The following is a 24,007-nucleotide window of genomic DNA, read 5'->3' on the forward strand; positions in this document are numbered from 1 at the left end:
AAAATCTATTTTGACCGCCGGAGCCAACCGCGGCAAGATGATTTCAGGTTTTAGGGAAGACACTCTCCATGGCTAACAAAAGCAATGTTCCGGCAGTGGTGCCCGCGCTCGGCGGTGAGGCGAGCCTGAACCGCTATCTGGCCGAAATCCGCAAATTTCCCCTTCTGACGCCCGAGCAGGAATATATGCTCGCCAAGCGTTTTCAGGAGCATGGCGACAATGAGGCCGCCGCGCAGCTCGTCACCTCGCACCTCCGCCTCGTCGCGAAGATCGCGATGGGCTATCGCGGCTATGGCCTGCCGGTCAGCGAGCTGATCAGCGAGGGCAATATCGGCCTCATGCAGGGCGTGAAAAAGTTCGACCCCGAACGCGGCTTCCGCCTCGCCACCTATGCGATGTGGTGGATTCGCGCGTCGATCCAGGAGTTCATCCTGCGGTCTTGGAGCCTCGTGAAGATGGGCACCACGGCGGCGCAGAAAAAGCTGTTCTTCAACCTCCGCCGGATGAAGAACAATCTCGAAGCCTTCGAGGACGGCGACCTCAGCCCCGAACATGTCGCCAAGATCGCGACCGACCTCGGCGTCACCGAGGAAGAAGTCGTCAGCATGAACCGTCGCATGGCGATGGGCGGCGACACGTCGCTGAACGTCCCGATGGGCGAAGATGGCGACAGCCAGTGGCAGGATCTGCTGGGCGACGAAGGCCCGTTGCAGGACGAGCGCGTCGCCGAGGCGCAGGAGCGCGACGTGCGACATGAGCTGCTGACCGAGGCGCTCGATACGCTGAGCGAGCGCGAGCGCCATATCCTGACCGAGCGCCGCCTGACCGACGATCCCAAGACGCTCGAGGATTTGAGCCAGCTTTACGACGTCAGCCGCGAGCGCGTGCGCCAGATCGAGGTGCGCGCCTTTGAAAAGCTGCAAAAGGCGATGCTGAAGCTCGCCGGCGACCGGCGCCTCCTCACCGCCTGACGCGGCACGGCGCCGGGCACCCGACGATGATCCGTCCGCGCGCGCCCGTTACCCGCGCCGGATGGAGCGGCCTGACGCTGGCGGCATGGACGCTGGTGGCGCTCGCACAGGCCGGGCAAGGCTATTTCGTCGCGGCGTATCGCGGCCATGCGCAGGACTGGTGGCCGACGCTCGGCTATGTTGCGGCCATCTATTCGATCTGGGCGCTGCTCAGCTGGCCGGTCGTCGGCGCGGCGCTGGCCATCGAACGCCGGATCAGGCCGTGGTGGGGGCGTATCGCCGCCTATCTGCTGCTGTGGCCCGTCACCGTTTACGCGCACGTCCTGCTGTTCGGGCTGATCTATTGGCCCGTCTATCGCAGCGCGCGCGTCGCAACGCGGGGCGCGATGGCCGACATCATGTTCGTACGCAATTTCGACACCAACACGATGCTTTACGCGGGCGTTGTCGCACTGACGATCGCCTGGACGCGTTGGCCGCGCCGACAGCGGGAGGACGGCTCTCGCGCCGATGCCGTCATCGAGATACGCAGCCGCGGACGGCTGACGCGCATCCCGCCGGACACGATCGACTGGATCGGGGCCGCGGGCGACTATGCCGAAATCCATGCGGCGGGACGCACGATGCTGATCGAGGAATCGCTGACCTCGCTTGGCCAGCGCCTGCCCGCCGCCGAGTTCGCGCGCATCCACCGCGGCGCGCTGATCCGTATCGACCGGGTGCGCGAGATCGCGCCGATCGGGCGCGGCGACGCGCTTGTCCGGCTGATCGGCGGCGAACAATTGCGGCTGAGCCGTCGTTTCCGGGACAATCTCGCCGCGCTGCTCGACCCCCGGCCCGCTCGTCCGGGCGAATAGTCCCGCTCGCCGATTGGCGATCGTCCGCGGCGCCCTTTCCCACCATGACGGCCTCCCCTTCATCGTGGAGACCCGTCTATGCCGTTCAGCCTCTTGTTCCTCCTCCTCTCCGCCGCGCCCGATGCTCCGCCCGCGATGGCCGAGGTGCGGCCGTTTCAGTCGCTGCATCTCACCGTCCCGCACAGTCCGCCGGTCGCGCGGATCGACGGCGAGGACCGGCTCGTCTACGAGCTTCATGCGACCAATTTCGCCGCGCAGACGCTGACCGTCACCGCTGTCGAGCTGCGCGCGGCTGACGATGGCGCGATCATCGCCCGCATCGACCCGGCCCGAGTCATGCGGCGGATCGGCGCCCAGCCGGGCGGCGCGCACGACCTTGCCCCCGGTCAGCGGGCGATCTTCTATCTCGCGGTGCCGTGGCGCCGCTGCGACGTGGAGCCGCTGACCCACCGGATCGGCCTGGTGCCGCAACGCGCGGATGCTCCGGGCGATCCGGTCGCGATCGAGGGGGGCGCCTTCGCGCCGCAGCCCGCAACCGACCTCGACATCGGCGCGCCGCTGCGCGGGGGGCCGTGGGCCGCGGTGGCGCTGCCCGAACTCGATAACGGCCATCGCCGCTATCCCTATGCCGTCAGCGGGCGCGTCCGCCTGCCCGGACGCCACGCGATCGACTGGATGCCCGCGGCGGGGTTCGACCGCGCCTCGGCGGGGAGCGATGTCGCCGCCGACGGATCGGGCGCCGACGTGCTGGCGGTCGCCGATGGCGAAATCCTGGTCGTCAAGGATCCGGCTGCCCCCGAAGCGCGCGCCAGCGTCGAGGACGAGACGGGAACGATGATCGTCCAACGGCTGCCCGGCGCCCGCTATGCCTTTTACCAGCATCTGATGCCGGGCATCCCCGTCCGGCAAGGCGAGCGCGTTCGCAAAGGGCAGGTCATCGGCCGGGTCGGAGCGACCGGCCATGTCACCCAGCCGCACCTGCATTTCCACGTCGCCGACGCCATCGCACCGCTCGACGGCGAAGGCCTGCCCTATCGGCTGGCCGCCGGGCGTGTTGTGGGGGCCTATGCGACCCGCGAGGATTTTGGGGAAGGAAAGCTCTGGCGCGCCGAAACCCAACGCCCCGTCGACGGCCTGCCCGCCCCCTATGCCGTGATCCGCTTCGACCCCTGAACCGGCGATTTGACTCGGCGAGACAATCGGCTAGCCTGCCCGCCGGGTCGCGTTTACCGTGAGGGGGAAACAGCATGTGGAAATGGATCCGGATTCCCAAGGGCATCGCCCTCGTCGCCTTCCTGCTGCCGTGGATGACGATCAGCTGCTCCGAACAGAAGATCGCCGAAGCGACGGGCTTTGGCCTTGCCTTTGGCAATGTCACGACGATGGGGCGCGCGGCGTCGGCGGGCGATGGCGCGGCGATGAACCTGTGGCTGATCCTGGCGCTGCTGGCGATTGCGGGAGGTCTGTTCCTGCTCTTCACGCGCGGGCGCGAAGCGGCGAAGCTGGTGCTCGGCACGTCGGTCGCCGCGCTGGTGCTGATCTTCCTCGGCACCTGGCGCTACAGCAAGGATGCGATCATGGCCGAGGCCGCGAAAAACGGCGGCGGCGGCGACATGGACCGCGCGGCGATGGCGATGATCCAGGTCAATTGGGAAATCGGATATTGGCTCGCCCTGTTCGCGCTGATCGCCGCCGCGGCGATGGCGTGGGTCGTGATGAGCGGCAAGGAAGCCGAAGCCGAGGCGAAGATGCGCTCGCTCGCGTCCGACGCCGCCGACGCGGCCAGGGGCGCCGCCGCTAAGGCGGGCGAGGCGATCGACGCCGCCACGGACAAGAAGGACGGCGACAAGAAGCATGGCGACGGGCCGGGCGGCGAACCGCCCAAGGCCTGACGCCCCTCCCGACACCAAACAGCCGCTTGCCGCGCGTCGGCAAGCGGCTAATGAACCATCATGCCCACTGCGAAATCGACCCGGCGCCGTAAATCCCATTGGCTTCTCCGTCCGCTCAAATGGCTGTTATGGCTGATCGCCTTTTCGGTGCTGTGGGTGCTCGTCTATGCCGTGGTGCCGCCGCCGGTGACCTTCACCATGCTGGCCGACCGCAACGGCATCACCAAGGACTGGACCAGCCTGTCGGACATCGACCGCAACATGGTCCGCGCGGTGATCGCGGCGGAGGACGGGAAATTCTGTAGCCACAGCGGCTTCGACACCGAGGCGATCGAGGAAGCGATCGAGCGCAACGCCAGGGGCAAGCGGCTGCGCGGCGGATCGACGATCAGCCAGCAGACCGCGAAAAATGTCTTTCTGTGGCAGGGCAGCGGCTGGACGCGCTATGTCCGCAAGGTGCCCGAAGTCTGGTTCACCTTCCTGATCGAGACGATCTGGGGCAAAAGGCGGATCATGGAGGTTTACCTCAACGTCGCCGAGACGGGGATCGGCACCTATGGCGTCGAGGCGGGGGCGCGGCGTTATTTCAAGAAGGGCGCGGCCAAGCTGACCCCGCGCGAGGCGGCGCGCATCGCCGCCATCCTGCCGCTGCCCCGGAAGCGCGAGGCGGTGAGCCCGTCGGGCTTCACGCGCCGCTATGGCAACACCATCGCCGCGCGCATCGGCCAGGTCCGGCGCGACGGGCTGGATGCGTGCGTTTACGATTAGGCGCCGGATGTCCGCTTCGGGGCGCGGAGCGGTCGGCACGGCCCCGGCGCAATCGGTCCAAAGGTCAGGAAAGGTCAGCCTTGTGCGGCTGGTGTGGGGTGGATTCCGGCCGTTCCCCGACAATTCCTCCTCTGTCCCCCTTGCCTTTCGCCTCGCCCCTTGCTTCGCTCCCCTTATGACCCTCAAACCGACTCATCTCGACGACAGCGGCGCCGCGCATATGGTCGATGTCGGCGCCAAGCCCGCGACGCAGCGTCGCGCCGTCGCCGGCGGACGCATCGCCATGTCGGCGGAGGCTCTCGAAGCCATCCGCGGCGGCAATGCGCCCAAGGGCGACGTGCTTTCCACCGCGCGTATCGCCGGCATCATGGCAGCCAAGCGCACCGCCGACCTCATCCCGCTCTGCCATCCGCTCGCGCTCACCAAGGTTGGCGTGGATTTCGCGTGGGAGGACAATGGCATCGCCGTCACGGCGGTCGCGCAGACGACCGGGCCAACCGGCGTCGAGATGGAGGCGCTGACCGCCGCGTCGGTCGCGTTGCTCACCCTCTATGACATGGCCAAGGCGCTCGACCGCGCGATGGTGATCGGCGACGTCCGCCTGCTCGAAAAGAGCGGCGGCCGCTCGGGCGACTGGCGCGCCGAATGAGCGCGCTCTTGCCCGTCGAGGAGGCGCAGGCGCGCCTGATCGGGCTGCGCGCGCCGCTCGCGGGCGAAACGGTCGCGCTTGCCGAAGCGCATGGCCGCTATCTCGCCGCCGACGTCCTCGCCGGGCGCGACCAGCCCGCGGCGCCGCTGTCGGCGATGGACGGCTATGCGATCCGCTTCGACGACCTGCCCGGCCCGTGGGCCGTGACCGGCGAGGTCGCCGCGGGTGCGGCGCCCGACCGCGCGGTCGGCGTCGGCGAGGCGCTGCGCATCTTCACCGGCGCGATCGTCCCGCCCGGCGCCGACACGGTGATCGTGCAGGAGGATGTCGCGCGCGAGGGCGACCGGCTGGTCCTGACCGGCGACGGTCCGGGGAGCCGCGGTCGCCACATCCGCGCGCGCGCCGCCGATTTCGCGGCCGGCGACGCGCTGCTCGCGGCGGGCTCATGGCTGACGCCCGGCGCCATCGCCACCGCGGCGATGAGCGGCGCGGGCACGCTTCCCGTCGGCGCCCGACCGCGCGTCGCGATCCTCACCACCGGCCACGAACTTGTGGCCCCAGGCCGCGCGCTCGGCCCCGGCCAGATCCCCGACAGCAACGGCGTGATGCTCGCCGCGATGCTCGCGGGCGAGGTCGCCGTGCCCGTGCAGCCGCTCCACGTCCGCGACGACCGCGCGGCGCTGGCAGGGGTTCTCAAGGATCTGGCGCGGCATCACGACGTCATCGTCACCGTCGGCGGCGCGTCGGTCGGCGATCATGACCATGTCCGCGGCGCGCTGGTTGATGCGGGCGGGCGGCTCGATTTCTGGAAGATCGCGATGAAGCCCGGCAAGCCGCTGATCGCCGGAACGCTGGGCGATGCGATCCTGCTCGGCCTGCCCGGCAATCCCTCGTCGGCCTTCGTCACCGCGACGCTGTTCCTACTCCCGCTCGTTCGTCATCTCGCGGGTGCGCGCGCACCCTTGCCGCCGGTGCAGCGCGCGCCGCTCGCCGCGCCGCTGGATGCGGGGGGAACGCGCCGCGACTATCTGCGCGCGCGGGTCGAGCGCGGGCTGCTCACCCCGCTCGTGGGGCAGGAAAGCGGCCGCACCCTCCCGCTCGCCGCGGCCAATGCGCTGCTGATCCGCGATATAGACGCCCCGGCGCGCAGCGCGGGCGATGCAGCGGACTATATCGCCATCGCTTGACAAGTTCTGCTTTGTTCCACTATCGTTCCCGCTATGTCCGGCCTGACGCTCCAGGCCTTCATGGAGAATGACCGATGTTGACCGCGAAGCAGCATGAACTGCTCCACTTCATCCAGCAGCGCCTCGACGCGAGCGGCATCTCGCCCTCGTTCGAGGAGATGAAGGAGGCGCTGGGCCTCAAGTCGAAATCGGGCATCCACCGTCTGATAAGCGCCCTGGAAGAAAGGGGCTTTCTCCGCCGCCTGCCCAATCGCGCGCGCGCGCTGGAGGTGCTGAAGCTGCCCGAAGCCGCGAAGTCCGTGGTGAACAACAATCGCGACAATGTCGTCGCGCTCCGCAAGACGCCCCCCGCACTCAAACCGATCGCCGCGAACGACATTATCGAAGTGCCGCTGCACGGCAGAATCGCCGCGGGTGTCCCGATCGAAGCGTTTGAGGACCATGAGCAGCTCGCCGTTCCCGCGGCGCTGCTCGGCGCGGGCGAACATTATGCGCTCGAAGTGTCGGGCGACTCGATGGTCGAGGCGGGCATTTTCGACGGCGACTATGCGCTGATCCAGAAAGCGGATACGGCGCGCGAGGGTGACATTGTCGTCGCGCTTGTCGACGGGCAGGATGCGACACTCAAATTTTTCCGCCGCGAAGGCAAGATGATCCGGCTCGATCCTGCGAACAGCGCCTATGAACCGCAACGCTACCCTGCCGAGCGCGTCATTGTGCAAGGGCGTCTGTCGGGATTGCTTCGTCGTTACCACTGACCTGCTGCGGGCGGCGCCACGGATGCTCGGCGCCGGATCGCAATGCGGCGACGGCTTTGGGCCGTTCGCCAAGATAGAGCGCGAGCCCGCCCGTTTCGGCGAGGCTGTCGCGCTCGATCGTCAGCCAGCGGCCGACGCATTCGCGCGGCAGCCAGCGGTCGCTGATGACAATATCGGCGGCGGCGCACGCCGCGGCCATGTCCGTGCCCTCGACCCGGTCGCGCCCGCGCGAGGCGAGGATGATGCGCCGCGCCGTCCCCGCGCCCTGCACCCAGCGGCAGAAATCGCGGTTGCACTCGACATGATCGAGATCGGCGAGCGTGGCGAGCGGGGCGTCGATTCCGGCGGCTTCGGCCATGCTGTCGCGGACATAGTCGCCCGCGCGATCGCGGAGCAGCGCGTAACCGCCGTCGGGCAGGGCCGCGGCGATGTGCCGTCCGTCGCCGGTGACCAGCAGGTCGGGGCGCGGCTGCGCAAACAGCACGGCGGCGCCCGCCGCGAGCGGAATCATCCCCCATCGGCGCCAGCGCGTCTTCCACAGCAATATCCACAGCCCGCCGAATAGCGCCAGGCCAAAGCCCCATGGCGGAAAGCTGGGCAGCGTCGTCACCGCCCCCGGCGCGCCCGAAACGGCGTGGGCGAGCGCAATCAGCAACCGCAGCGCCTGTTCGGCGACCCACCAGAAGGGCGCCCCAAGTCCGACGCTGTCGAACAGTAGCGCCAGTGCCTCGGCAGGCATGACGACAAAGGTTGTGAGCGGGATCGCGATGACATTGGCGAGCGCGCCGTACAGCCCCGCCTTGTGGAAATGGAAAAGCGCGATCGGCGTGAGCGCGACCTCGACGACGAGGCCCGTAATCAGCAAGCCGATGACGCCGCGCCCCAGGCGAAACGGCCACGATTCCTCACGGCGCGCGAGGAACGCCTGCATCGCCGGGCTTTCGTGGAGGGCGACGATCGCGGCGACCGCGGCAAAGCTCAGCTGGAAACTCGGCCCCGCCAGCGCCTCGGGCCGCCACAGGAGCACGATCAGCGCCCCCGCCGCGACGAGCCGCAAGGTCAGCGCCTCGCGTCCCATCAGGAAGGCGACGAGCACGAGCAACGCGGCGATGAACGAACGCAAGGTCGGCACTTCGGCCCCGGCGAGCCATGTATAACCCCCGCCCGCGAGCGCCCCCGCCGCCGCCGCGAGCGGCAAGACAAGGCCCGCGAGCGCGAGCCGCTGGCTCAGCGCGAACAGCCGCATCGCCAGCAGCATCGCGAAACCGACGACCGCCGTGACGTGCAGCCCGCTGATCGACAGCAGGTGCGCGAGCCCGCTCCGCCGCATTGCCTCTTCGTCGGCCTCGGCAATCGCGCCGCGGTCGCCGGTCACCAGCGCCGCCGCGATGCCGCCCGCCGAGCCTTCGACCTCACCCTGAATATGCGCGCTCAGCCGTGCGCGCAGCGGCGGTTCGGCATCCGCCCGGCCTGGCACGCGCGCGACGTCGCCGAGCACCGTTCCCACCGCGCCGATGCCGTCGAACCACGCGCGCCGCGCGAAATCATAGCCGCCGGGCAGGCTGGCGGTCGGCGGCGGCATCAGCCGCGCGCGCACCCCGATCGCCTCGCCCGCGGCCAGGTCGCCCGCCTGTTCGGTGCGCAGGGTCAGGCGGATGCGCGGCGGCAGGTCGGCGCGCGCGCTTGGCCGGGCAAGAATCCGCACCTGCCCCCTGGCGGGCCGCGGCTCGACGCGTTCGACGATGGCGGAAAATTCGGTGACGACCGGCTGCACGAGCACGGGCGCTGCAACCCACAGCGCGCGGCCCCAGATGAGCAGCATCCCCGCCGCCATCACGCCGCAGCCGACCGCGACCGCTCGGCCGGCGCGGCGGCGCCAGCCAATCATCAGCCCGCCGAGCACCCCGGCGGCGAGTAGCAGCAACGACCCGATCCAGTGCCCCCTGGTCGGCAGTGCGAGCCATGCGGCGATGCCCGCCCCCAGCGCGACGGGGAGCCAGAGGCCGATGCGTTCGCGCTCCGCCTCCAGTCGCGTTTCGAGCGCCGCGACGAGCGCTTTCCAGCGGGCGGCGCGGCGGGGTGCAATGGGCGTTTGAAGCGGACTTGTCGCCATGCTAGGGGCACCCCCGATCCCGCCCGACCGGGCGGCAAAGTGAGTGAAAGAGGCCGTGGTGGCAACCGAAAACCCAACCAAAGTGGCAGAAGCGACGCCCGAGGCGACCGGCGCCGACGTGGTGACGCGCTTCGCGCCCTCGCCCACCGGCTATCTGCACATCGGCGGCGCGCGCACCGCGCTGTTCAACTGGCTGTTCGCCCGCCATCACGGCGGCCGGTTCCTGCTGCGGATCGAGGATACCGACCGCGCGCGGTCGACCGACGCGGCGATCGACGCGATTCTGGACGGGATGCGCTGGCTGGAGCTCGACTGGGACGGCGAGACGGTGTTCCAGTTCGCCCGCGCGCCGCGCCATGCCGAGGTCGCGCACGAACTGCTCGCGCGCGGCGCGGCCTATCGCTGTTACCTGACGCCGGACGAGCTTGCCGCGATGCGCGCCGAGGCGCAGGAAAAGCGCCAGCCATTCCGCGTCCGCAGCCCGTGGCGCGACCGCGCCGACGGCGACCCCGCGGCGCCGCACGTCCTTCGCCTCCGCGCGCCGCAGGACGGCGCGGTGACGATCGCCGACCGGGTGCAGGGCGAGGTCACGGTGCAGAATGCCGAACTCGACGATTTCATCCTGCTGCGCAGCGACGGCACCCCCACCTATATGCTGAGCGTCGTCGTCGACGATAACGACATGGGCGTCACCCATGTGATTCGCGGCGACGATCACCTCAACAACGCGTTCCGCCAGCTGGCGCTGATCCGCGCGATGGGGTGGCGCGAGCCGGTCTATGCCCACGTCCCGCTGATCCACGGCGCCGACGGGGCGAAGCTGTCGAAGCGCCACGGCGCGCTCGGCGTCGATGCGTACCGCGACGCGATGGGATACCTCCCCGAAGCGGTGAACAATTATCTGCTCCGCCTCGGCTGGGGGCATGGCGATGACGAGATCATCAGCCGCGCCCAGGCCGTCGAATGGTTCGACCTCGACCATGTCGGCCGCTCGCCCTCGCGCTTCGATTTCAAGAAGCTGGAGAATCTCAACGGCCATTATCTCCGCGAAGCCGACGACGTCCGCCTTGCCGGCCTCGTCGCGCCGCGGGTCGAAATGCTGGTCGGCCGCGCGCTGGACGATGGCGACCGCGCGCTGCTGACCCGCGCCATGGCGGCGCTCAAACCGCGCGCCAAGACGCTGGGCGAGATCGCCGAGGGCGCGACCTTCCTCTTCGCCCCCGACCCCATGCCGGTGGACGAAAAGGCCGCCGAAGTGCTAGCCTCTGCCCCCGAAGGCCTGCTCGCCGCGGTGACGCAGCGCCTCAGCGGACTCGGCGACTGGACGAGCGACGAGCTGGAAGCCGCGGTGCGCGCCGAAGCCGAAGCCGCCGGACTGGGGCTGGGCAAGCTGGCGCAGCCGCTGCGCGCCGCGCTGACCGGCCGCACGGTTTCGCCCGGCATTTTCGACGTGCTGCTGCTGCTCGGACGCGAAGTCAGCCTGGCGCGACTTGACGCAGCGCAACATTATCCGGCAGGGGCGTAGCCGCAACATTCTCCCGCCGTCAGAACAGGGAAGCTAATATGACCGACACCGCAAAAATCACGCTGGGCGACAAGACCGTCGACAGCCCTGTCCTGTCGGGCACCGTCGGCCCCGACGTGGTCGATATCCGCAAATTCTATGCCCAGACCGGCGCCTTCACCTACGATCCCGGCTTCACATCGACCGCGAGCTGCGAATCGAAGCTGACCTATATCGACGGCGACGAGGGCGTGCTGCTGCACCGCGGCTATGCGATCGGCGACCTCGCCGAACATTCGTCGTTCATGGAGGTGTGCTACCTCCTGCTCAACGGCGAGCTGCCGACCGCCGACGAGCTTCAGGCGTTCGACAATACCATCACCCGCCACACGATGCTGCACGAACAGCTCGCGACCTTTTACCGCGGCTTCCGCCGCGACGCGCACCCGATGGCGATCATGTGCGGCGTCGTCGGCGCGCTCAGCGCCTTCTATCACGACTCGACCGACATCCAGGACCCGCACCAGCGGATGATCGCCAGCCACCGGCTGATCGCCAAGATGCCGACGATCGCGGCGATGGCGTATAAATATTCGGTGGGCCAGCCGTTCATCTATCCCGACAACAAGCTCAGCTACACCGGCAATTTCCTGCGCATGACGTTCGGCGTTCCGGCCGAGGAATATGAGGTCGTGCCCGCCGTCGAGCGCGCGCTCGACCGCATCTTCATCCTCCACGCCGACCATGAGCAGAATGCGTCGACCTCGACCGTCCGCCTGGCGGGTTCGTCGGGCGCCAACCCCTTTGCGTGCATCGCCGCGGGCATCGCCTGCCTGTGGGGCCCGGCGCATGGCGGCGCGAACGAGGCCGCGCTCAACATGCTGCGCGAGATCGGCCGCCCCGAACGCATCCCCGAATATATCGCCCGCGCCAAGGACAAGGACGACCCGTTCCGCCTGATGGGTTTCGGCCACCGCGTGTACAAGAATTACGATCCGCGCGCGACGGTGATGCAGAAAACGGTGCGCGAGGTGTTCGACGCGCTGAAGGTCAACGACCCGGTGTTCGAGGTCGCGCTGCAACTGGAGGAAATGGCGCTGAACGACGATTATTTCGTCGAGAAAAAGCTGTTCCCCAATGTCGATTTCTATTCGGGCGTGATCCTGTCGGCGATCGGTTTCCCGACGACGATGTTCACCGCGCTCTTCGCGCTGGCCCGCACCGTCGGCTGGGTCGCGCAGTGGAACGAGATGATTTCGGACCCCGCCCAGAAGATCGGCCGCCCGCGCCAGCTTTACACCGGCCCGGCGCACCGCCCCTATGTGCCGGTGAGCCAGCGCTAAGCCAAGCGCCGCACAGTAAGGAATGTGAGGAAGGGGCCGCGCTTTGCGGCCCCTTTTTCGTGGGCGGCGGCGGGGCGAACGGCGCATCCCCCCTTCCCGCCTGAAACGTCATCCCGGCGAAGGCCGGGATGACGGGATTGGGAGGCGATGCCAGACCCGATCGCGCGCTTAACTTGTCAAACTTGTCACCTTCATGCGCCGGAAATCAGGGGCTTGCGAAGAGCGCGCGGACGGTGGCGGACGTCGGCAAGGCGCGCGGGCTGCGGCCAAAAGTCAGTAAAGGTCAGCCCTGCGCGCTGTCCTGCGTGCTCCCCCGTGGCGCGGGAAAAGACGGCCGGGCGCGCCGCGTCCACAGCGGGGCGACGAGCATTATATCCATGATGCGAAAGAGCCAAATCAAAGGCTGGCACAGCGGCGCCATGTAGGACAGCGTTTTTATGAAGCCCCGCTTCCATTCGTCACGCCGGACCCGATCCGGGGTCCATCGACACCAGCGATTAGGGATGCCGGATCGAGCCTTGCCTGACCCTGTCCGGGTGGGCGGGAATAAAATGGTCTCACGCAAAGGCGCGAAGGCGCGAAGAAGAAGAGAGATTTTTCACACAAAGACACAAAGATGGCCGTTTCGGCCACTGTCGTCGGCGTGTCAGACGAGCGCCGGTCGGTTTCGATGCCGGACGAAGTCCGGCCTCAAGCCATCCGACGCCCGATCGGCATCCATGACTTACCAGCCCAAACCGCCATCTTTGTGTCTTTGTGTGAGACCCGACGCCGCCAGTAGGCAAAAGCCGCCCGCGACAGATCACCAGCCCGTCTTTGCGCCTTTGCGCCTTTGCGTGAGATTATTCTTTCTGCACCGACACCAGCGTCGCGGTCATATCCTCCGCCGCATAAATCCGGATCACCGGCGGTTCGGGCGACAGCGCGCGCATGTCGGCCACGAAGGCGCGCGACACGGGCAGCGCAATCCCGGATCACGTCCGGGATGACGGCGCGCGCACGGCATCGACGCTCTCCCACTCCTCGACGAACATCAGCCGGTCGGAGTTCTCGACATCGATATCGCAATTATGCGCCAGACACCCCGGCTCGGAACGCGACCGCGCGCTATGCTCGGCGCCGAGCGCGATCATGCGGTTGCGGTGGTCGAGGGTGAGGATGATGTGGCCGGTGATGAGGATCATGCATCCTCCAATTGTTTGCTTGACAGAAATTTGGAGAAAGACACATTACATGCTCATTTGATCGAAATAGTCGCCCGTTTCGTTAGCCTGCAAGCCTTGGATAAAGCAAATGAGCATGCCCGTTAAAAACATAAAATTTGGCGAGATAGACGCGAAGAATGAAGTATTCGAGCAAGGGCGAACTGGAAGTCACGTTTTCAAAAACTCATTTCAGATACCGCCAGGCATTGAAATGCACAAACTCACCAGCGGCGCGAAGTACTTTATTCACGGTCAAAAGGGGTGCGGAAAGACCGCATTACTTTTATATCTGAAATCTATTTTAGATGAGAGTAACTGCAAGACAAAAACTATACTTTTCAAATCTGGAATAACTGAGCCGGAGCGGCAAAAAATTGCCGCAGGTCAAGGCTTCCAGATTGTACAACAAAACGACATTCCGGTCGTTGAATACGATTATAAGATCAACTGGCTCTGGTACATATATAGGAATCTTCTTAGAGAGGTTTCTGAAGACCAAGTGTTTGAAGGGAAAGACACTCTTTCATCTCTAAAAAGGCTCCTAGGTATCCACGCCGAAACCAGCACCTCCTTCTTGTCAGACCTAACCACAAAGAGAATCAAAGCCCATGCAAAAGCCGGCATTGGAGCAGGCCCCTTCTCAGGCGAAATTGGAGCCGAAATCGAAGCAGTTAGCCAAAACGATGAAAATATAGAAATAGAAATAATAGAAATTGTTGAAAGACACTGACGTGACCCCCTGGTTTCCACCAGCGGGGATTAGAGCCCAGCAGCTTTGTTGCGCATGAGCGCAGTGTAAGCAATGGCCTGTGCAGCGGAGCCCGAAGGGCGTAGCTGCACAGGCCATTGCTTATGCAGTTCGGCGGCGAACGCCGCCGGTGTCTCATATCCAAGGGCCGAGTGTGGCCGCGCCTGGTTGTAATCTTCGGCCCAGGCCGCGATCACTGTGCGGGCATGATCGAGGTCGAGGAACAGCGTCTCGTTCAGAAGCTCATCGCGCATCCGGCCATTGAAGCTCTCGACATAGCCGTTCTGCATCGGCTTGCCCGGCGCGATATAATGCCACTCGACCCCGACCTCACCGCACCATGCGAGCACCGCGTTCGATGTCAGCTCGGTCCCATTGTCGCTGACGATCATCCCCGGTCTGCCGCGCTCCTCGATCAGATCGCTGAGCTCGCGCACGACCCGGCGCCCGGAGATCGACGTGTCGGGCACCGCGCGCAGGCACTCCCGCGTGACATCGTCCACGATGTTGAGCACCCGGAACCGCCGACCTGACGCCATCTGATCATGCACAAAGTCGAGGCTCCACCGCTGGTTCGGCAGCGCGAGCACCGGTGCGGGCGCCCGCGCACCGATCGCCCGGCGCCGGTTGCGTCTTCGTCGGACCATCAGCCCCTCCTCTCGATACAGGCGCTGGGTCTTCTTCCTGTTGATCATCACGCCCTCCCGGCGCAGCAGGATATGCAGGCGCCGATAACCGAACCGGCGACGCTGCTGCGCCAACTCGCGCAGCTTCTCCCGAACCTCGGCATCGTCGCCACGCTGCGACCGGTAGCGCATGCTCTTCCGATCGGCGCCTGTGACACGGCACGCCCGCCGCTCGCTCATCCCATGGCAAGCCTGGAGATGGGCGACCGCTTCCCGCTGAACGGCGGGCGTCACCATTTTTTTGTGAGAAGATCCTTCAGCGCCGCATTGTCCAGCATCGAGTCCGCAAGCAACCGCTTCAGCTTCGCGTTCTCGTCCTCGAGCGAGCGTAGCCGCTTCGCCTCCGACACCTCAAGGCCGCCATACTTGGCCTTCCAGTTGTAGATCGTTGCTTCCGACACCCCGTGTCGCCGCGCCAGCTCGCCGGTCTTCGCGCCCGCCTCCGCTTCCTTCAACACCCCGATGATCTGCTCTTCCGAAAACCTCAAACGCTTCATCTGTCCGTCCTTCCTTCAAGACCGGACTCTAATCACTGTTGGAGGAAAATCAGGGGGTCACGTCAACACATAGGTAAAGTTAAAATTTATCCCAGGCGTCGAACAGCACTGCTGTTTGATGAGTTGGAATTATTTTGGAATAAAACAGATCAAAGATCAAGAGATTTATTTCTTATTCGAGATTTGTTATATGCTGTATCTCGCTGCAACCAAACATTTGGAATGGATACGGCGGCCCTCATGGTTGTAGCCTGCGTTCGGTCGGAGGTTCTTCACGAAGTTAACAGAGTAGGTCCCGAGATTAGCAGAGACGTGGACGATTTTGGTGTCCGCGTGAACTGGAACGTTACAATCGAAAACGAAAATCAGCCCATTTTACGCATCGTCGAGGCAAAGATAAATGCGTCCGAAATCGAGTCCGATGAAGAACCAACCCATCCGGAAGAAATTTGGGTAAAATATTTTCCAAGGAGTGCGTTTGGTAGGAAGTTCAAGCAGTATATTCTTGATAATGCGATGTTTAAGCCAAGAAATATAGTTAATATGTTGACACTGGCGCGCGATCTGAGACCAGATGATCACTCAATATCATTTTCATCTATTGATCAAGTTCAGTTAGAATTCTCTAAGAGAACTTGGCGGGAAATTGAAGAAGAACTTTCCGGAGAATATTCATCTGATGAAGTTGCGGCGATAAAATCTACACTCATAGGATTCGCGTCAGAGTTTGATATTCCAAAACTACAAAAGAGAATAGATCACCTTTCCAAATTCGATCCAAACGTTCATTCTTTTTCATCAAAGTATAAAGCATTTGATATGATAACTTCTCTGTACAGAGTTGGAGCGATTGGAAATCTGTATTTTGTTGGAAGCGCCAAGAAGGAGATCCGTTTTGGATGGATATTCCGCGATAACTACGATCCACTCTACGACAAGAAATTCATGGTTCACGAGTCTCTAAGAAAATTTCTGCAACTCTCCTTTAGGGCTGAGGGGAAAAAGTGACGTGGTCTTTTACATGACACTTCCATGACACTCCCTGTCACAAACACGTCACACAAAACCCCCATTGGGCGCTCAGCGAGTCGCCGCGGGGGTGGCGGCTTGGTTCGGTAACGACCCCCGACAGGACTTTTTCATGTTCAAGACATTCGCTCCCAAGATGCTTGGCGTCGCTGGCGCCGCGACGTGCGCGCTGGCGCTTTCCGCGTGCCAGGATCAGGCGTCTTCGGGTGGCGGCGCGCGCGATTATATCAGCGCGGTCGGCTCCTCCACCGTCTATCCCTTTGCCACCGCGGTCGGCGAACAATTTGCCGAAGCGACGGGCAACAAGACGCCGAAGATCGATTCGACCGGCACCGGCGGCGGCTTCGAGCGGTTCTGCGCCGGCGTCGGCGGCGACACGCCCGACATCGCGAACGCATCGCGCCGCATCAAGAAAAAGGAATTCGACACCTGTCAGGCCAATGGCGTGAAGGACATTGTCGAAATCCAGATCGGCATCGACGGCATCGCGCTGGGCGAAGCGACACGCGGCCCCGGTTTCAAGCTGACCGAAGAAGACGTCTATAAGGCGCTGGCCGCCAACCCCTATGGCAAGCCGAACACCGCGAAGACGTGGAGAGACGTCAACCCCGCGCTGCCCGCGGTCGCGATCTCGGTTTTCGGCCCGCCGTCGACCAGCGGCACCTATGATGCGTTCAAGGAGCTGATCCTCGGCCGCGGGTGCGACGCGAACCCCGAAATGAAGGCGCTGAAGGCCAGCAACGCCGACGAACATGAAGCGACCTGCACCACGCTGCGCGGTTCGCCCTATTATGTCGAGCAGGGCGAGAATGATAACCTCATCATCTCGAAGCTCGACAAGAATCCGACCAGCCTTGGCATATTCGGCTTTTCCTATCTCGATGCGAACAAGGACAAGATCAAGGCGGTGCCGATCCAAGGCGTCGCGCCCACTTACGCGGCGATCGCCGATGGCAGCTACCCCGGTTCGCGCCCCCTCTTCATCTATGTGAAGAAGGCGCATGTCGGCGTCGTCCCCGGCCTCGCCGAATATGTCGCCGAGTTCCTGAAGGGCGCGGCCGACGGCGGGTATCTGAACGCCAAGGGGCTGATCGTGTCGCCCAAGGCCATCGCCGACAAGGCGCGCGCCGCGGGCACCGCGATGACCCCGCTGGATGGCAGCGAGCTGAAATAGGTTCCTCCCGCAAGGCGGCCGGGCGGGTTCGCCCGGTCCGGCCGCCGGTTTTTCCCTTCGTCGAGAGGCAAGAACGATCCACTATCCCGTTCGCATCGAGCGAAGTCGAGATGCCCATCCGGCATACACTCCCGAGGGGTGTCTCGACTTCGCTCGACACGAGCGGGGAATGGAGCGCTCGACACGAACGGGGATGTGGGTGAGAAATAGGACCGCGAGTCACGAAACTGCCATCCCGCCCCGCTTTGGGTCGGCACGGGCATGATGATAACGGGGATCAAGTGACCTTCAACGCCGCCGCCCTCTTGCTGTTGATTGCGGGCCTTGCGCTGATCGGCTGGCTGGCCGGGCGCGCGCGGTCGAACCTGCTCGCGGGGCGCGCGGGGACCAAGCTGCATTCGCGGCCGCAATATCATGGCTGGTATGTCGCGCTGTGGCTGTTCGCCCCCGCGGCGATCTTTCTCGCCGTCTGGTCGTCGGTGTCGCCCGCGCTGATTACCAATCAGGTGCTGGCGAGCGAAGCGGCGCAGGGCCTGCCGAGTTTCGGGTTCGAGCGCGGGGCGATCCTGTCCGACGCGCGCGACGTGGCGCAGGGGCGCGCCGCCGAGGTGCGCCTGCCCGCCGCCGAACCGCTGGTGAAACCCTATGCCGACGCATCCCGCAAATATGCGTGGATCGGCATCGCGGCGATGCTGGCGCTGGCGCTGGCGGGTGGGCTCTATGCGTTCACGCGCATCCGCCCCGATTTCCGCGCGCGAACGCGGGTCGAGCGGATCGTCATGCTGGTGCTGCTGCTCGCGTCGCTCGTCGCGATCCTGACGACCTTCGGCATCGTGCTGTCGCTGCTCTTCGAATCGATCCGCTTCTTCCGCCTCGTCTCGCCCGCCGAGCTATTGTTCGGCACGACCTGGGCCCCGCAGAGCGGCGCGCCGCAGCCGGGTACCTTTGGCGGCATTCCCTTGTTCTGGGGCACGGTGCTGATCGGCGCGATCATCGCGATGATCGTCGCGATCCCGATCGGGATGATGACCGCGGTATATCTGACCCAATATGCCGCGCCCGCGGTTCGCCGCTGGGTCAAGCCCCTGCTCGAGATCCTCGCGGGCGTGCCGACGGTGGTTTACGGCTATTTCGCCGCGCTGACCGTCGCGCCGGCGCTGCGCGAATTTGCGGTGATGCTGGGCATTCCCAACGCCTCGACCGAAAGCGCGCTGGCGGCGGGGATCGTGATGGGGGTGATGATCATCCCCTTCGTCTCCTCGATGGCCGACGACAGCATCAACGCGGTGCCGCAGGCGATGCGCGACGGGTCGCTGGCATTGGGCGCGACGCCGAACGAGACGATCCGCCAGGTGCTGATCCCCGCGGCGCTGCCCGGCGTGATGGGCGGCATATTGCTCGCGGTCAGCCGCGCGATCGGCGAGACGATGATCGTCGTGATGGCGGCGGGCCTGTCGGCGAACATGACCGCCAACCCCTTTGCCAGCGTCACCACGGTGACCGCGCAGATCGTCAAGCTGCTGACCGGCGACCAGGAGTTCGACAGCGCCAAGACGCTCGCCGCCTTTGCGCTGGGGCTGGTGCTGTTCATCGTCACCCTGCTGCTCAACATCGCCGCGCTGCGGATCGTGAAAAAGTATCGTGAAGCTTATGAATAGGGACACCGCCCCCACCGACTGGAAAGCCGCGGCGATGCAGAAACGCATCGCGGGCCGCTATGCCGCCGAGCGCCGGTTCAAGATGATCGGGCTGGGCGCGGTGCTGCTGTCGGGCGCGTTCCTGGCCTTTCTGTTGTTCGTGATGGTCGGCAATGGCGCGCGCGGCTTTACCTATACGCATGTCGCGGTGCCGATCGATTTCAAGGCGATGCCGCTGACGATCGACGCATCGCGGCTCGACGATCCCGATGCCGACCAGCTGATCGCGAACGCGGGGCTGGCCGACATCGTCGCCTTTGCCGCCGAGGAGGCGCTGGGTGACGACGGGGCCGAGCTGATCTCCGAAAATGCGTGGAAAGAGGTGCGGAGCGCGATCAAGGCCGATCCCGAGTTGCTCAATGGCAAGAGCGTGTTCGAGCTGCCAGCTTCGTCCGAAGTCGACATGATCGCCAAGGAAGGCGGTCGCGGCGAACTCGGCGCGCGGGTCGAGGCGCTGGAAAAGGCCGGCAAGCTGGGGACCGGCATCCACTGGCCCTTCTTCCGCAACGCCGACGCCACCGACCCGGCGGTCGCGGGCATCTGGGGGGCGCTCAAGGGATCGGTGCTGACGATCATCATCGCCTTCCTGATCGCCTTTCCGACCGGCGTGCTCGCGGCGCTTTACCTTGAGGAATATGCGCCGAAGAACCGCTGGACCGACCTTATCGAAGTGTCGATCAACAATCTCGCCGCAGTGCCCTCGATCATCTTTGGCCTGCTCGCGCTGGCGGTGTTCATCAACTGGTTCGGCCTCTGCCAGGCGAGTCCGCTCGTCGGCGGGCTGACGCTCGCGCTGATGACGATGCCGGTGATCGTGATCGCCAGCCGCAACGCGATCAAGTCGGTGCCGCCGTCGATCCGCGACGCGGCGCTGGGCGTGGGCGCCAGCCCGGTGCAGGTGGTGTTCCACCACGTCCTGCCGCTCGCGCTGCCCGGCATCCTGACCGGCACGATCATCGGCATGGCGCGCGCGCTGGGCGAAACGGCGCCGCTGCTGCTCGTCGGGATGCGCGCCTTCATCGGCGACGTGCCGGGGGGCATCTGCTCGCCCTCGACCGTGCTGCCGATGCAGATTTTCCTCTGGTCGGACGAAGTCGACCGGGGCTTTGTCGAGAAAACCTCCGCCGCGATCATCGTGCTGCTTATCGTGCTGCTGTCGATGAACGCCTTTGCGATCTATCTTCGCAACAAATTCGAAAAACGCTGGTGACCATGACCCCCTCAACCATGACAAACGACGATCTTACCATCGCCGATCCCAAGATGCGGGCGCAGGGCGTCAACGTCTTTTACGGCGAGAAACAGGCGATCAACGATGTGTCGATCGACGTCGGCACCGACCTGGTCACCGCCTTTATCGGCCCGTCGGGGTGCGGCAAGTCGACCTTTCTGCGCTCGCTCAATCGCATGAACGACACGGTGGCGAGCGCGCGGGTGACGGGCACCATCCTGCTCGATGGCGAGGACATTTATGCGCCGTCGATGGACGTCGTGCAGCTGCGCGCGCGCGTCGGCATGGTGTTCCAGAAGCCCAATCCCTTTCCCAAGTCGATCTATGACAATGTCGCCTATGGCCCGCGCATCCACGGCCTGGCGCCGTCGAAGGCCGACCTTGACATGATCGTCGAACGCGCGCTGGTCCGCGCCGGCCTGTGGGAAGAGGTCAAGGACCGGCTCAGCGAAAGCGGAACCGCATTATCCGGCGGCCAGCAGCAGCGCCTGTGCATCGCGCGCGCGATCGCGGTCGACCCCGAAGTCATCCTGATGGACGAGCCCTGCTCGGCGCTCGACCCGATCGCCACCGCGAAGATCGAGGAGCTGATCCACGAACTGCGCGGCAAATATGCGATCGTGATCGTCACGCATAACATGCAGCAAGCGGCCCGCGTGTCGCAGCGCACCGCCTTTTTCCACCTCGGGACATTGGTCGAATATGGCAAGACCACCGACATCTTCACCAACCCGAAGCAGGAACGGACCAAGGATTATATCACGGGTCGCTATGGGTAGAGATTTTCACGAAAATGCGGCGCTCCCACTTCCTTCGTCATGCTGAACTTGTTTCAGCATCCACGGCCTGCGCTATCCATCAGCGCGGCGCAGGTGGAGAGGGCCGGTCATGGATGCTGAAACAAGTTCAGCATGACGGGTTAGACAAAAGCTGGGCTCCCGATTTCAGGGCAGCCGCCAGGATAGGACAAGTAGGATGGCATTAACGAACGATCATACGGTCAAAGCCTTCGACGAAGACCTCAACCGCCTGCGCGGGCTGATCAGCGAGATGGGCGGTCGCGCCGAACAGGCGCTGCTCCAGGCGATGACCGCGCTGAAACAGGGCGACCTCGACCTTGCCGCGCAGGTGGTGCGCGACGACAGGAAGATCGACGCGCTGGAAGCCGAGGTCGAGCAGCTGGCGGTCCAGACCATTGCCCTCCGCGCCCCGATGGCCGACGATCTGCGCGAGATGATCGCGGCGCTGAAGATCGTGTCGGTCGTCGAGCGGATCGGCGATTATGCCAAGAATATCGCCAAGCGCGTCGCGCTGATGGACCAGACGCGCTCGATCGAGGCGATCCCGCTGCTGATGTCGATGTCGTCGAACGTCGCCGAACTGGTGCATGACGCGCTCGACAGCTTTGCGGCGCGCGACGCCGAACTCGCGGTGCGGGTGACCGTCCGCGACAAGAATGTCGACGATTTCTACAACAGCATCTTTCGCACCCTCGTCACCTTCATGATGGAAAATCCGAAATATATTTCGGAAAGCGCGCACCTGCTGTTCGTCGCCAAGAACCTCGAGCGCATGGGCGACCATGCGACCAACATCGCCGAGATGGTCTATTATGTCGTGACCGGCGAACATATGGAGGAGCGCGAGCGCGGCGAACAACCCGAAGATGGCGCCGCGGAGCGGGAGCAAGGCTGATGCCGCAGCCCGACCTGCTGCTGATCGAGGATGACGAGGCGATCGCCGAGCTCATCGTCTGGCATTTCGCACGCGAGGGTTTTTCGGTCCGGCAGACGCCCGACGGCGAACAGGCGCTGGTGCTGGTCGAGGAGCGCGTCCCCGACATCGTCCTGCTCGACTGGATGATCGAAAGCCTGCCCGGCATCGAAGTGTGCCGCCGCCTGCGCCGCAACCCCAAATCGGCGAACGTGCCGATCATCATGCTGACCGCGCGCGGCGAGGAAGAGGACCGCATCCGCGGCCTCGAAACCGGCGCCGACGATTATGTCACCAAACCGTTCAGCCCGCGCGAACTGGTCGCGCGCGTATCGGCGGTGCTCCGCCGCCTGCGCCCCGCGCTCGCGGGCGAAATGCTGAGCTATGCCGACATCGAACTGGATTCGGTTGCGCACAAGGTCGTGCGCGGCGGCCAGGTCGTCGCGATGGGACCGACCGAGTTCCGGCTGCTGAGGCATTTCATGGAACATCCCGGCCGCGTCTTTTCGCGCGGGCAATTGCTCGACAGCGTGTGGGGCCAGGACAGCGACATCGAACTGCGTACCGTCGACGTCCATATCCGGCGGCTGCGCAAGGCGATCAACCTGCCCGGCACCGCGGACATCATCCGCACCGTGCGATCGGCGGGCTATGCGCTGGATGCGGGGAAGAGCATCTGAGGGACACGCCCGGGTTGGGGCACCGCAGGGGACGTTCGGCGCCTCCCCGGAACGCGGCGGCGCGGATGATGACAGCTTGCTTCCCGAAGCCGCGCTTCGTTCCGCCGTCGCCCCTACCGCGCGCCGAAACGCCAGCGCAGCAGCGGCCGCGCGAGGAACAGTCCCGCGAGGAAACCCCCGACATGCGCCCAGATCGCAATGGCGCCGAACCCGGCCCCGCCCGCGAAGCCGAGGAGTATCTGCACGCCGATCCACGCCGCCGCGAGCCAGAGCGCGCGCACCCAATGGCCGGGAATCGGTCCGATCGCGGGCGCCTGGCTGCGGCTGAAGATCAATGCGAACACCGCAATCAGCGCCGAAATCGCGCCGCTCGCGCCGATCATCGGCGCGGCCGAGGCGGGATCGGCGAGATATTGGGCGAGCGCGCCGCCATAGGCGCCCGCCACCAGCAGCACCGCCATCGCCCTGGCCCCCAGTGGCGCTTCCAGCTGGCGGCCGATGAACAGCAGCACGACCATGTTGAAGGCGATGTGCAGCACCCCGCCGTGCAGGAATGCCGACGTCAGCGGCGTGAGAACAAAGGGAACCAGCGTCCCCGGCGGCACGATCAGCTCGCCGTCGAGGCGCGCGGGAATGAAGCCCGCGCGCACGATCGCGTCGATCTGGAATCCGGTGATCCAGAGCAGGACGAAAAGGATGACGCAGGCCAGCGCATAGCCCGTGACCAGCGGCGCATCGCGTTTCATCGACCCGATCCGACCCCGGCCGCGCGTCAGATGAACTCGATCTTGGTCACCAGATAATATTTGTCGCCCGACGGCACGGTCACTTCGACCTCGTCGTCGACGCGGCGCCCGATCAGCGCGCGGCCGAGCGGCGAATTATAGCTGATCTTGCCCGCCTTCGCGTCGGCTTCGGCCTGCCCGACGATCTGATATTTGACCGGCTTGTCGTCCTCGTCGGCAAGGGTGACGGTCGCGCCGAACACGATGCGGTCGCCCGACAGCGTCGTCGGGTCGATCACCTGCGCGCGCGAAAGCTTGTCCTCGAGGTCGCCGATCGTCGCTTCGACCTGGCCCTGGCGCTCCTTGGCGGCATGATATTCGGCATTTTCCGAAAGGTCGCCATGCGCGCGCGCTTCCTCGATCGCATCGACGATCAACGGTCGCTCGGCTTTCAGCGCCGCGAGTTGCGCGGTCAGCTTTTCATAGCCTTCTGCCAGCATCGGAACCTTTTCAACGCTTGCCATTATCCTGTTGTCCTTCGTCAATAATCCTGCCCCGGCGGTTGCGCGCCGGGCGGCTG

At 65.1% G+C, this 24,007-nt stretch carries 23 protein-coding genes; 18 read left to right on the top strand and 5 right to left on the bottom strand.

What is annotated here, in order from left to right:
• Positions 1 to 68 precede the first annotated feature (68 nt).
• The 8 genes from rpoH (at position 69) to lexA (ending at position 7,082) form a co-directional block, all read left to right on the top strand.
• Positions 69 to 971, top strand: coding sequence for an RNA polymerase sigma factor RpoH (rpoH, locus tag SPYCA_RS09380; RefSeq protein WP_120219931.1), 903 nt, complete (start codon positions 69 to 71; stop codon positions 969 to 971).
• A 26-nt stretch (positions 972 to 997) separates the two neighbouring features.
• On the top strand, positions 998 to 1,828 hold the full coding sequence (locus SPYCA_RS09385) for a LytTR family DNA-binding domain-containing protein (protein WP_120219932.1): 831 nt from the start codon (positions 998 to 1,000) through the stop codon (positions 1,826 to 1,828).
• A 78-nt stretch (positions 1,829 to 1,906) separates the two neighbouring features.
• Entirely contained in the window at positions 1,907 to 3,001 is a 1,095-nt protein-coding gene (locus SPYCA_RS09390; RefSeq protein WP_120219933.1) for a M23 family metallopeptidase, read from the top strand.
• Between the two features lie 74 nt (positions 3,002 to 3,075).
• Complete coding sequence (locus tag SPYCA_RS09395; protein WP_120219934.1) at positions 3,076 to 3,720, top strand: hypothetical protein; 645 nt, start codon at positions 3,076 to 3,078, stop codon at positions 3,718 to 3,720.
• A 60-nt stretch (positions 3,721 to 3,780) separates the two neighbouring features.
• Positions 3,781 to 4,488 (top strand): monofunctional biosynthetic peptidoglycan transglycosylase, encoded by a 708-nt coding sequence (mtgA, locus tag SPYCA_RS09400; protein ID WP_120219935.1) that lies wholly within the window; start codon positions 3,781 to 3,783, stop codon positions 4,486 to 4,488.
• A gap of 175 nt (positions 4,489 to 4,663) precedes the next feature.
• On the top strand, positions 4,664 to 5,137 hold the full coding sequence (gene moaC / locus SPYCA_RS09405; protein WP_120219936.1) for a cyclic pyranopterin monophosphate synthase MoaC: 474 nt from the start codon (positions 4,664 to 4,666) through the stop codon (positions 5,135 to 5,137).
• Positions 5,134 to 6,324, top strand: coding sequence for a molybdopterin molybdotransferase MoeA (locus SPYCA_RS09410; protein WP_120219937.1), 1,191 nt, complete (start codon positions 5,134 to 5,136; stop codon positions 6,322 to 6,324). The genes moaC and SPYCA_RS09410 overlap by 4 nt, the downstream gene beginning before the upstream one ends.
• A 74-nt stretch (positions 6,325 to 6,398) precedes the next feature.
• Entirely contained in the window at positions 6,399 to 7,082 is a 684-nt protein-coding gene (gene lexA, locus SPYCA_RS09415; protein ID WP_120219938.1) for a transcriptional repressor LexA, read from the top strand.
• On the opposite strand, the gene SPYCA_RS09420 is transcribed toward lexA, so the two are convergent.
• Entirely contained in the window at positions 7,036 to 9,195 is a 2,160-nt protein-coding gene (locus SPYCA_RS09420) for a ComEC/Rec2 family competence protein (RefSeq protein ID WP_120219939.1), read from the bottom strand. The two genes, lexA and SPYCA_RS09420, sit on opposite strands and share 47 nt — an antisense overlap.
• 58 nt (positions 9,196 to 9,253) lie before the next feature.
• On the opposite strand from SPYCA_RS09420, the gene gltX reads away from it, so the two are divergent.
• The gene (gene gltX, locus SPYCA_RS09425) at positions 9,254 to 10,720 is read left to right on the top strand and encodes a glutamate--tRNA ligase (protein ID WP_120219940.1); all 1,467 of its coding nucleotides are present in this window, start codon (positions 9,254 to 9,256) and stop codon (positions 10,718 to 10,720) included.
• Positions 10,721 to 10,758: 38 nt separating this feature from the next.
• Positions 10,759 to 12,042, top strand: a complete 1,284-nt coding sequence (locus tag SPYCA_RS09430) for a citrate synthase (RefSeq protein WP_120219941.1) — start codon at positions 10,759 to 10,761, stop codon at positions 12,040 to 12,042.
• A gap of 974 nt (positions 12,043 to 13,016) precedes the next feature.
• Here the strand turns inward: SPYCA_RS09430 and SPYCA_RS19555 are convergent.
• Positions 13,017 to 13,226 (bottom strand): putative quinol monooxygenase, encoded by a 210-nt coding sequence (locus SPYCA_RS19555; RefSeq protein WP_232003249.1) that lies wholly within the window; start codon positions 13,224 to 13,226, stop codon positions 13,017 to 13,019.
• A gap of 109 nt (positions 13,227 to 13,335) precedes the next feature.
• Between SPYCA_RS19555 and SPYCA_RS19020 the strand changes: the two genes are divergently transcribed.
• On the top strand, positions 13,336 to 13,977 hold the full coding sequence (locus tag SPYCA_RS19020; protein ID WP_146625113.1) for a P-loop ATPase, Sll1717 family: 642 nt from the start codon (positions 13,336 to 13,338) through the stop codon (positions 13,975 to 13,977).
• A gap of 29 nt (positions 13,978 to 14,006) precedes the next feature.
• On the opposite strand, the gene SPYCA_RS09440 is transcribed toward SPYCA_RS19020, so the two are convergent.
• Positions 14,007 to 15,178, bottom strand: a protein-coding gene (locus SPYCA_RS09440; protein WP_120218809.1) for an IS3-like element ISSpma3 family transposase whose coding sequence is annotated in 2 segments (ribosomal slippage) — positions 14,007 to 14,926 and positions 14,926 to 15,178 — 1,173 coding nt in all. Because the reading frame shifts where the segments join, the coding sequence is not laid out codon by codon here.
• On the opposite strand from SPYCA_RS09440, the gene SPYCA_RS19025 reads away from it, so the two are divergent.
• The 7 genes from SPYCA_RS19025 (at position 15,086) to phoB (ending at position 22,702) form a co-directional block, all read left to right on the top strand.
• Positions 15,086 to 16,186 (top strand): P-loop ATPase, Sll1717 family, encoded by a 1,101-nt coding sequence (locus tag SPYCA_RS19025; protein ID WP_443029476.1) that lies wholly within the window; start codon positions 15,086 to 15,088, stop codon positions 16,184 to 16,186. The two genes, SPYCA_RS09440 and SPYCA_RS19025, sit on opposite strands and share 93 nt — an antisense overlap.
• A 133-nt stretch (positions 16,187 to 16,319) precedes the next feature.
• Positions 16,320 to 17,381 (top strand): substrate-binding domain-containing protein, encoded by a 1,062-nt coding sequence (locus tag SPYCA_RS09450; protein WP_120219943.1) that lies wholly within the window; start codon positions 16,320 to 16,322, stop codon positions 17,379 to 17,381.
• Positions 17,382 to 17,662: 281 nt separating this feature from the next.
• Positions 17,663 to 19,039 carry a phosphate ABC transporter permease subunit PstC gene (gene pstC, locus SPYCA_RS09455; protein WP_120219944.1) on the top strand — a complete coding sequence of 459 codons (1,377 nt, stop codon included), beginning with the start codon at positions 17,663 to 17,665 and terminating at the stop codon, positions 19,037 to 19,039.
• On the top strand, positions 19,032 to 20,288 hold the full coding sequence (pstA, locus tag SPYCA_RS09460; RefSeq protein WP_120219945.1) for a phosphate ABC transporter permease PstA: 1,257 nt from the start codon (positions 19,032 to 19,034) through the stop codon (positions 20,286 to 20,288). The genes pstC and pstA overlap by 8 nt, the downstream gene beginning before the upstream one ends.
• A gap of 17 nt (positions 20,289 to 20,305) precedes the next feature.
• A complete protein-coding gene (pstB, locus tag SPYCA_RS09465; RefSeq protein WP_232003250.1) occupies positions 20,306 to 21,088 on the top strand; it encodes a phosphate ABC transporter ATP-binding protein PstB in 783 nt (260 codons plus the stop codon).
• A 196-nt stretch (positions 21,089 to 21,284) separates the two neighbouring features.
• Entirely contained in the window at positions 21,285 to 22,004 is a 720-nt protein-coding gene (gene phoU, locus SPYCA_RS09470) for a phosphate signaling complex protein PhoU (RefSeq protein WP_120219947.1), read from the top strand.
• Positions 22,004 to 22,702 carry a phosphate regulon transcriptional regulator PhoB gene (gene phoB, locus SPYCA_RS09475; protein WP_120219948.1) on the top strand — a complete coding sequence of 233 codons (699 nt, stop codon included), beginning with the start codon at positions 22,004 to 22,006 and terminating at the stop codon, positions 22,700 to 22,702. The genes phoU and phoB overlap by 1 nt, the downstream gene beginning before the upstream one ends.
• Before the next feature lie 113 nt (positions 22,703 to 22,815).
• On the opposite strand, the gene SPYCA_RS09480 is transcribed toward phoB, so the two are convergent.
• Both SPYCA_RS09480 and greA read right to left on the bottom strand, forming a co-directional pair.
• Positions 22,816 to 23,448 (bottom strand): rhomboid family intramembrane serine protease, encoded by a 633-nt coding sequence (locus tag SPYCA_RS09480; RefSeq protein WP_120219949.1) that lies wholly within the window; start codon positions 23,446 to 23,448, stop codon positions 22,816 to 22,818.
• Positions 23,449 to 23,474: 26 nt separating this feature from the next.
• Positions 23,475 to 23,951 (bottom strand): transcription elongation factor GreA, encoded by a 477-nt coding sequence (gene greA / locus SPYCA_RS09485; RefSeq protein ID WP_120219950.1) that lies wholly within the window; start codon positions 23,949 to 23,951, stop codon positions 23,475 to 23,477.
• Between the last annotated feature and the right edge of the window lie 56 nt (positions 23,952 to 24,007).

Source organism: Sphingopyxis sp. FD7 (genome assembly GCF_003609835.1).
In the GTDB taxonomy this organism is placed as follows: Bacteria; Pseudomonadota; Alphaproteobacteria; order Sphingomonadales; family Sphingomonadaceae; genus Sphingopyxis.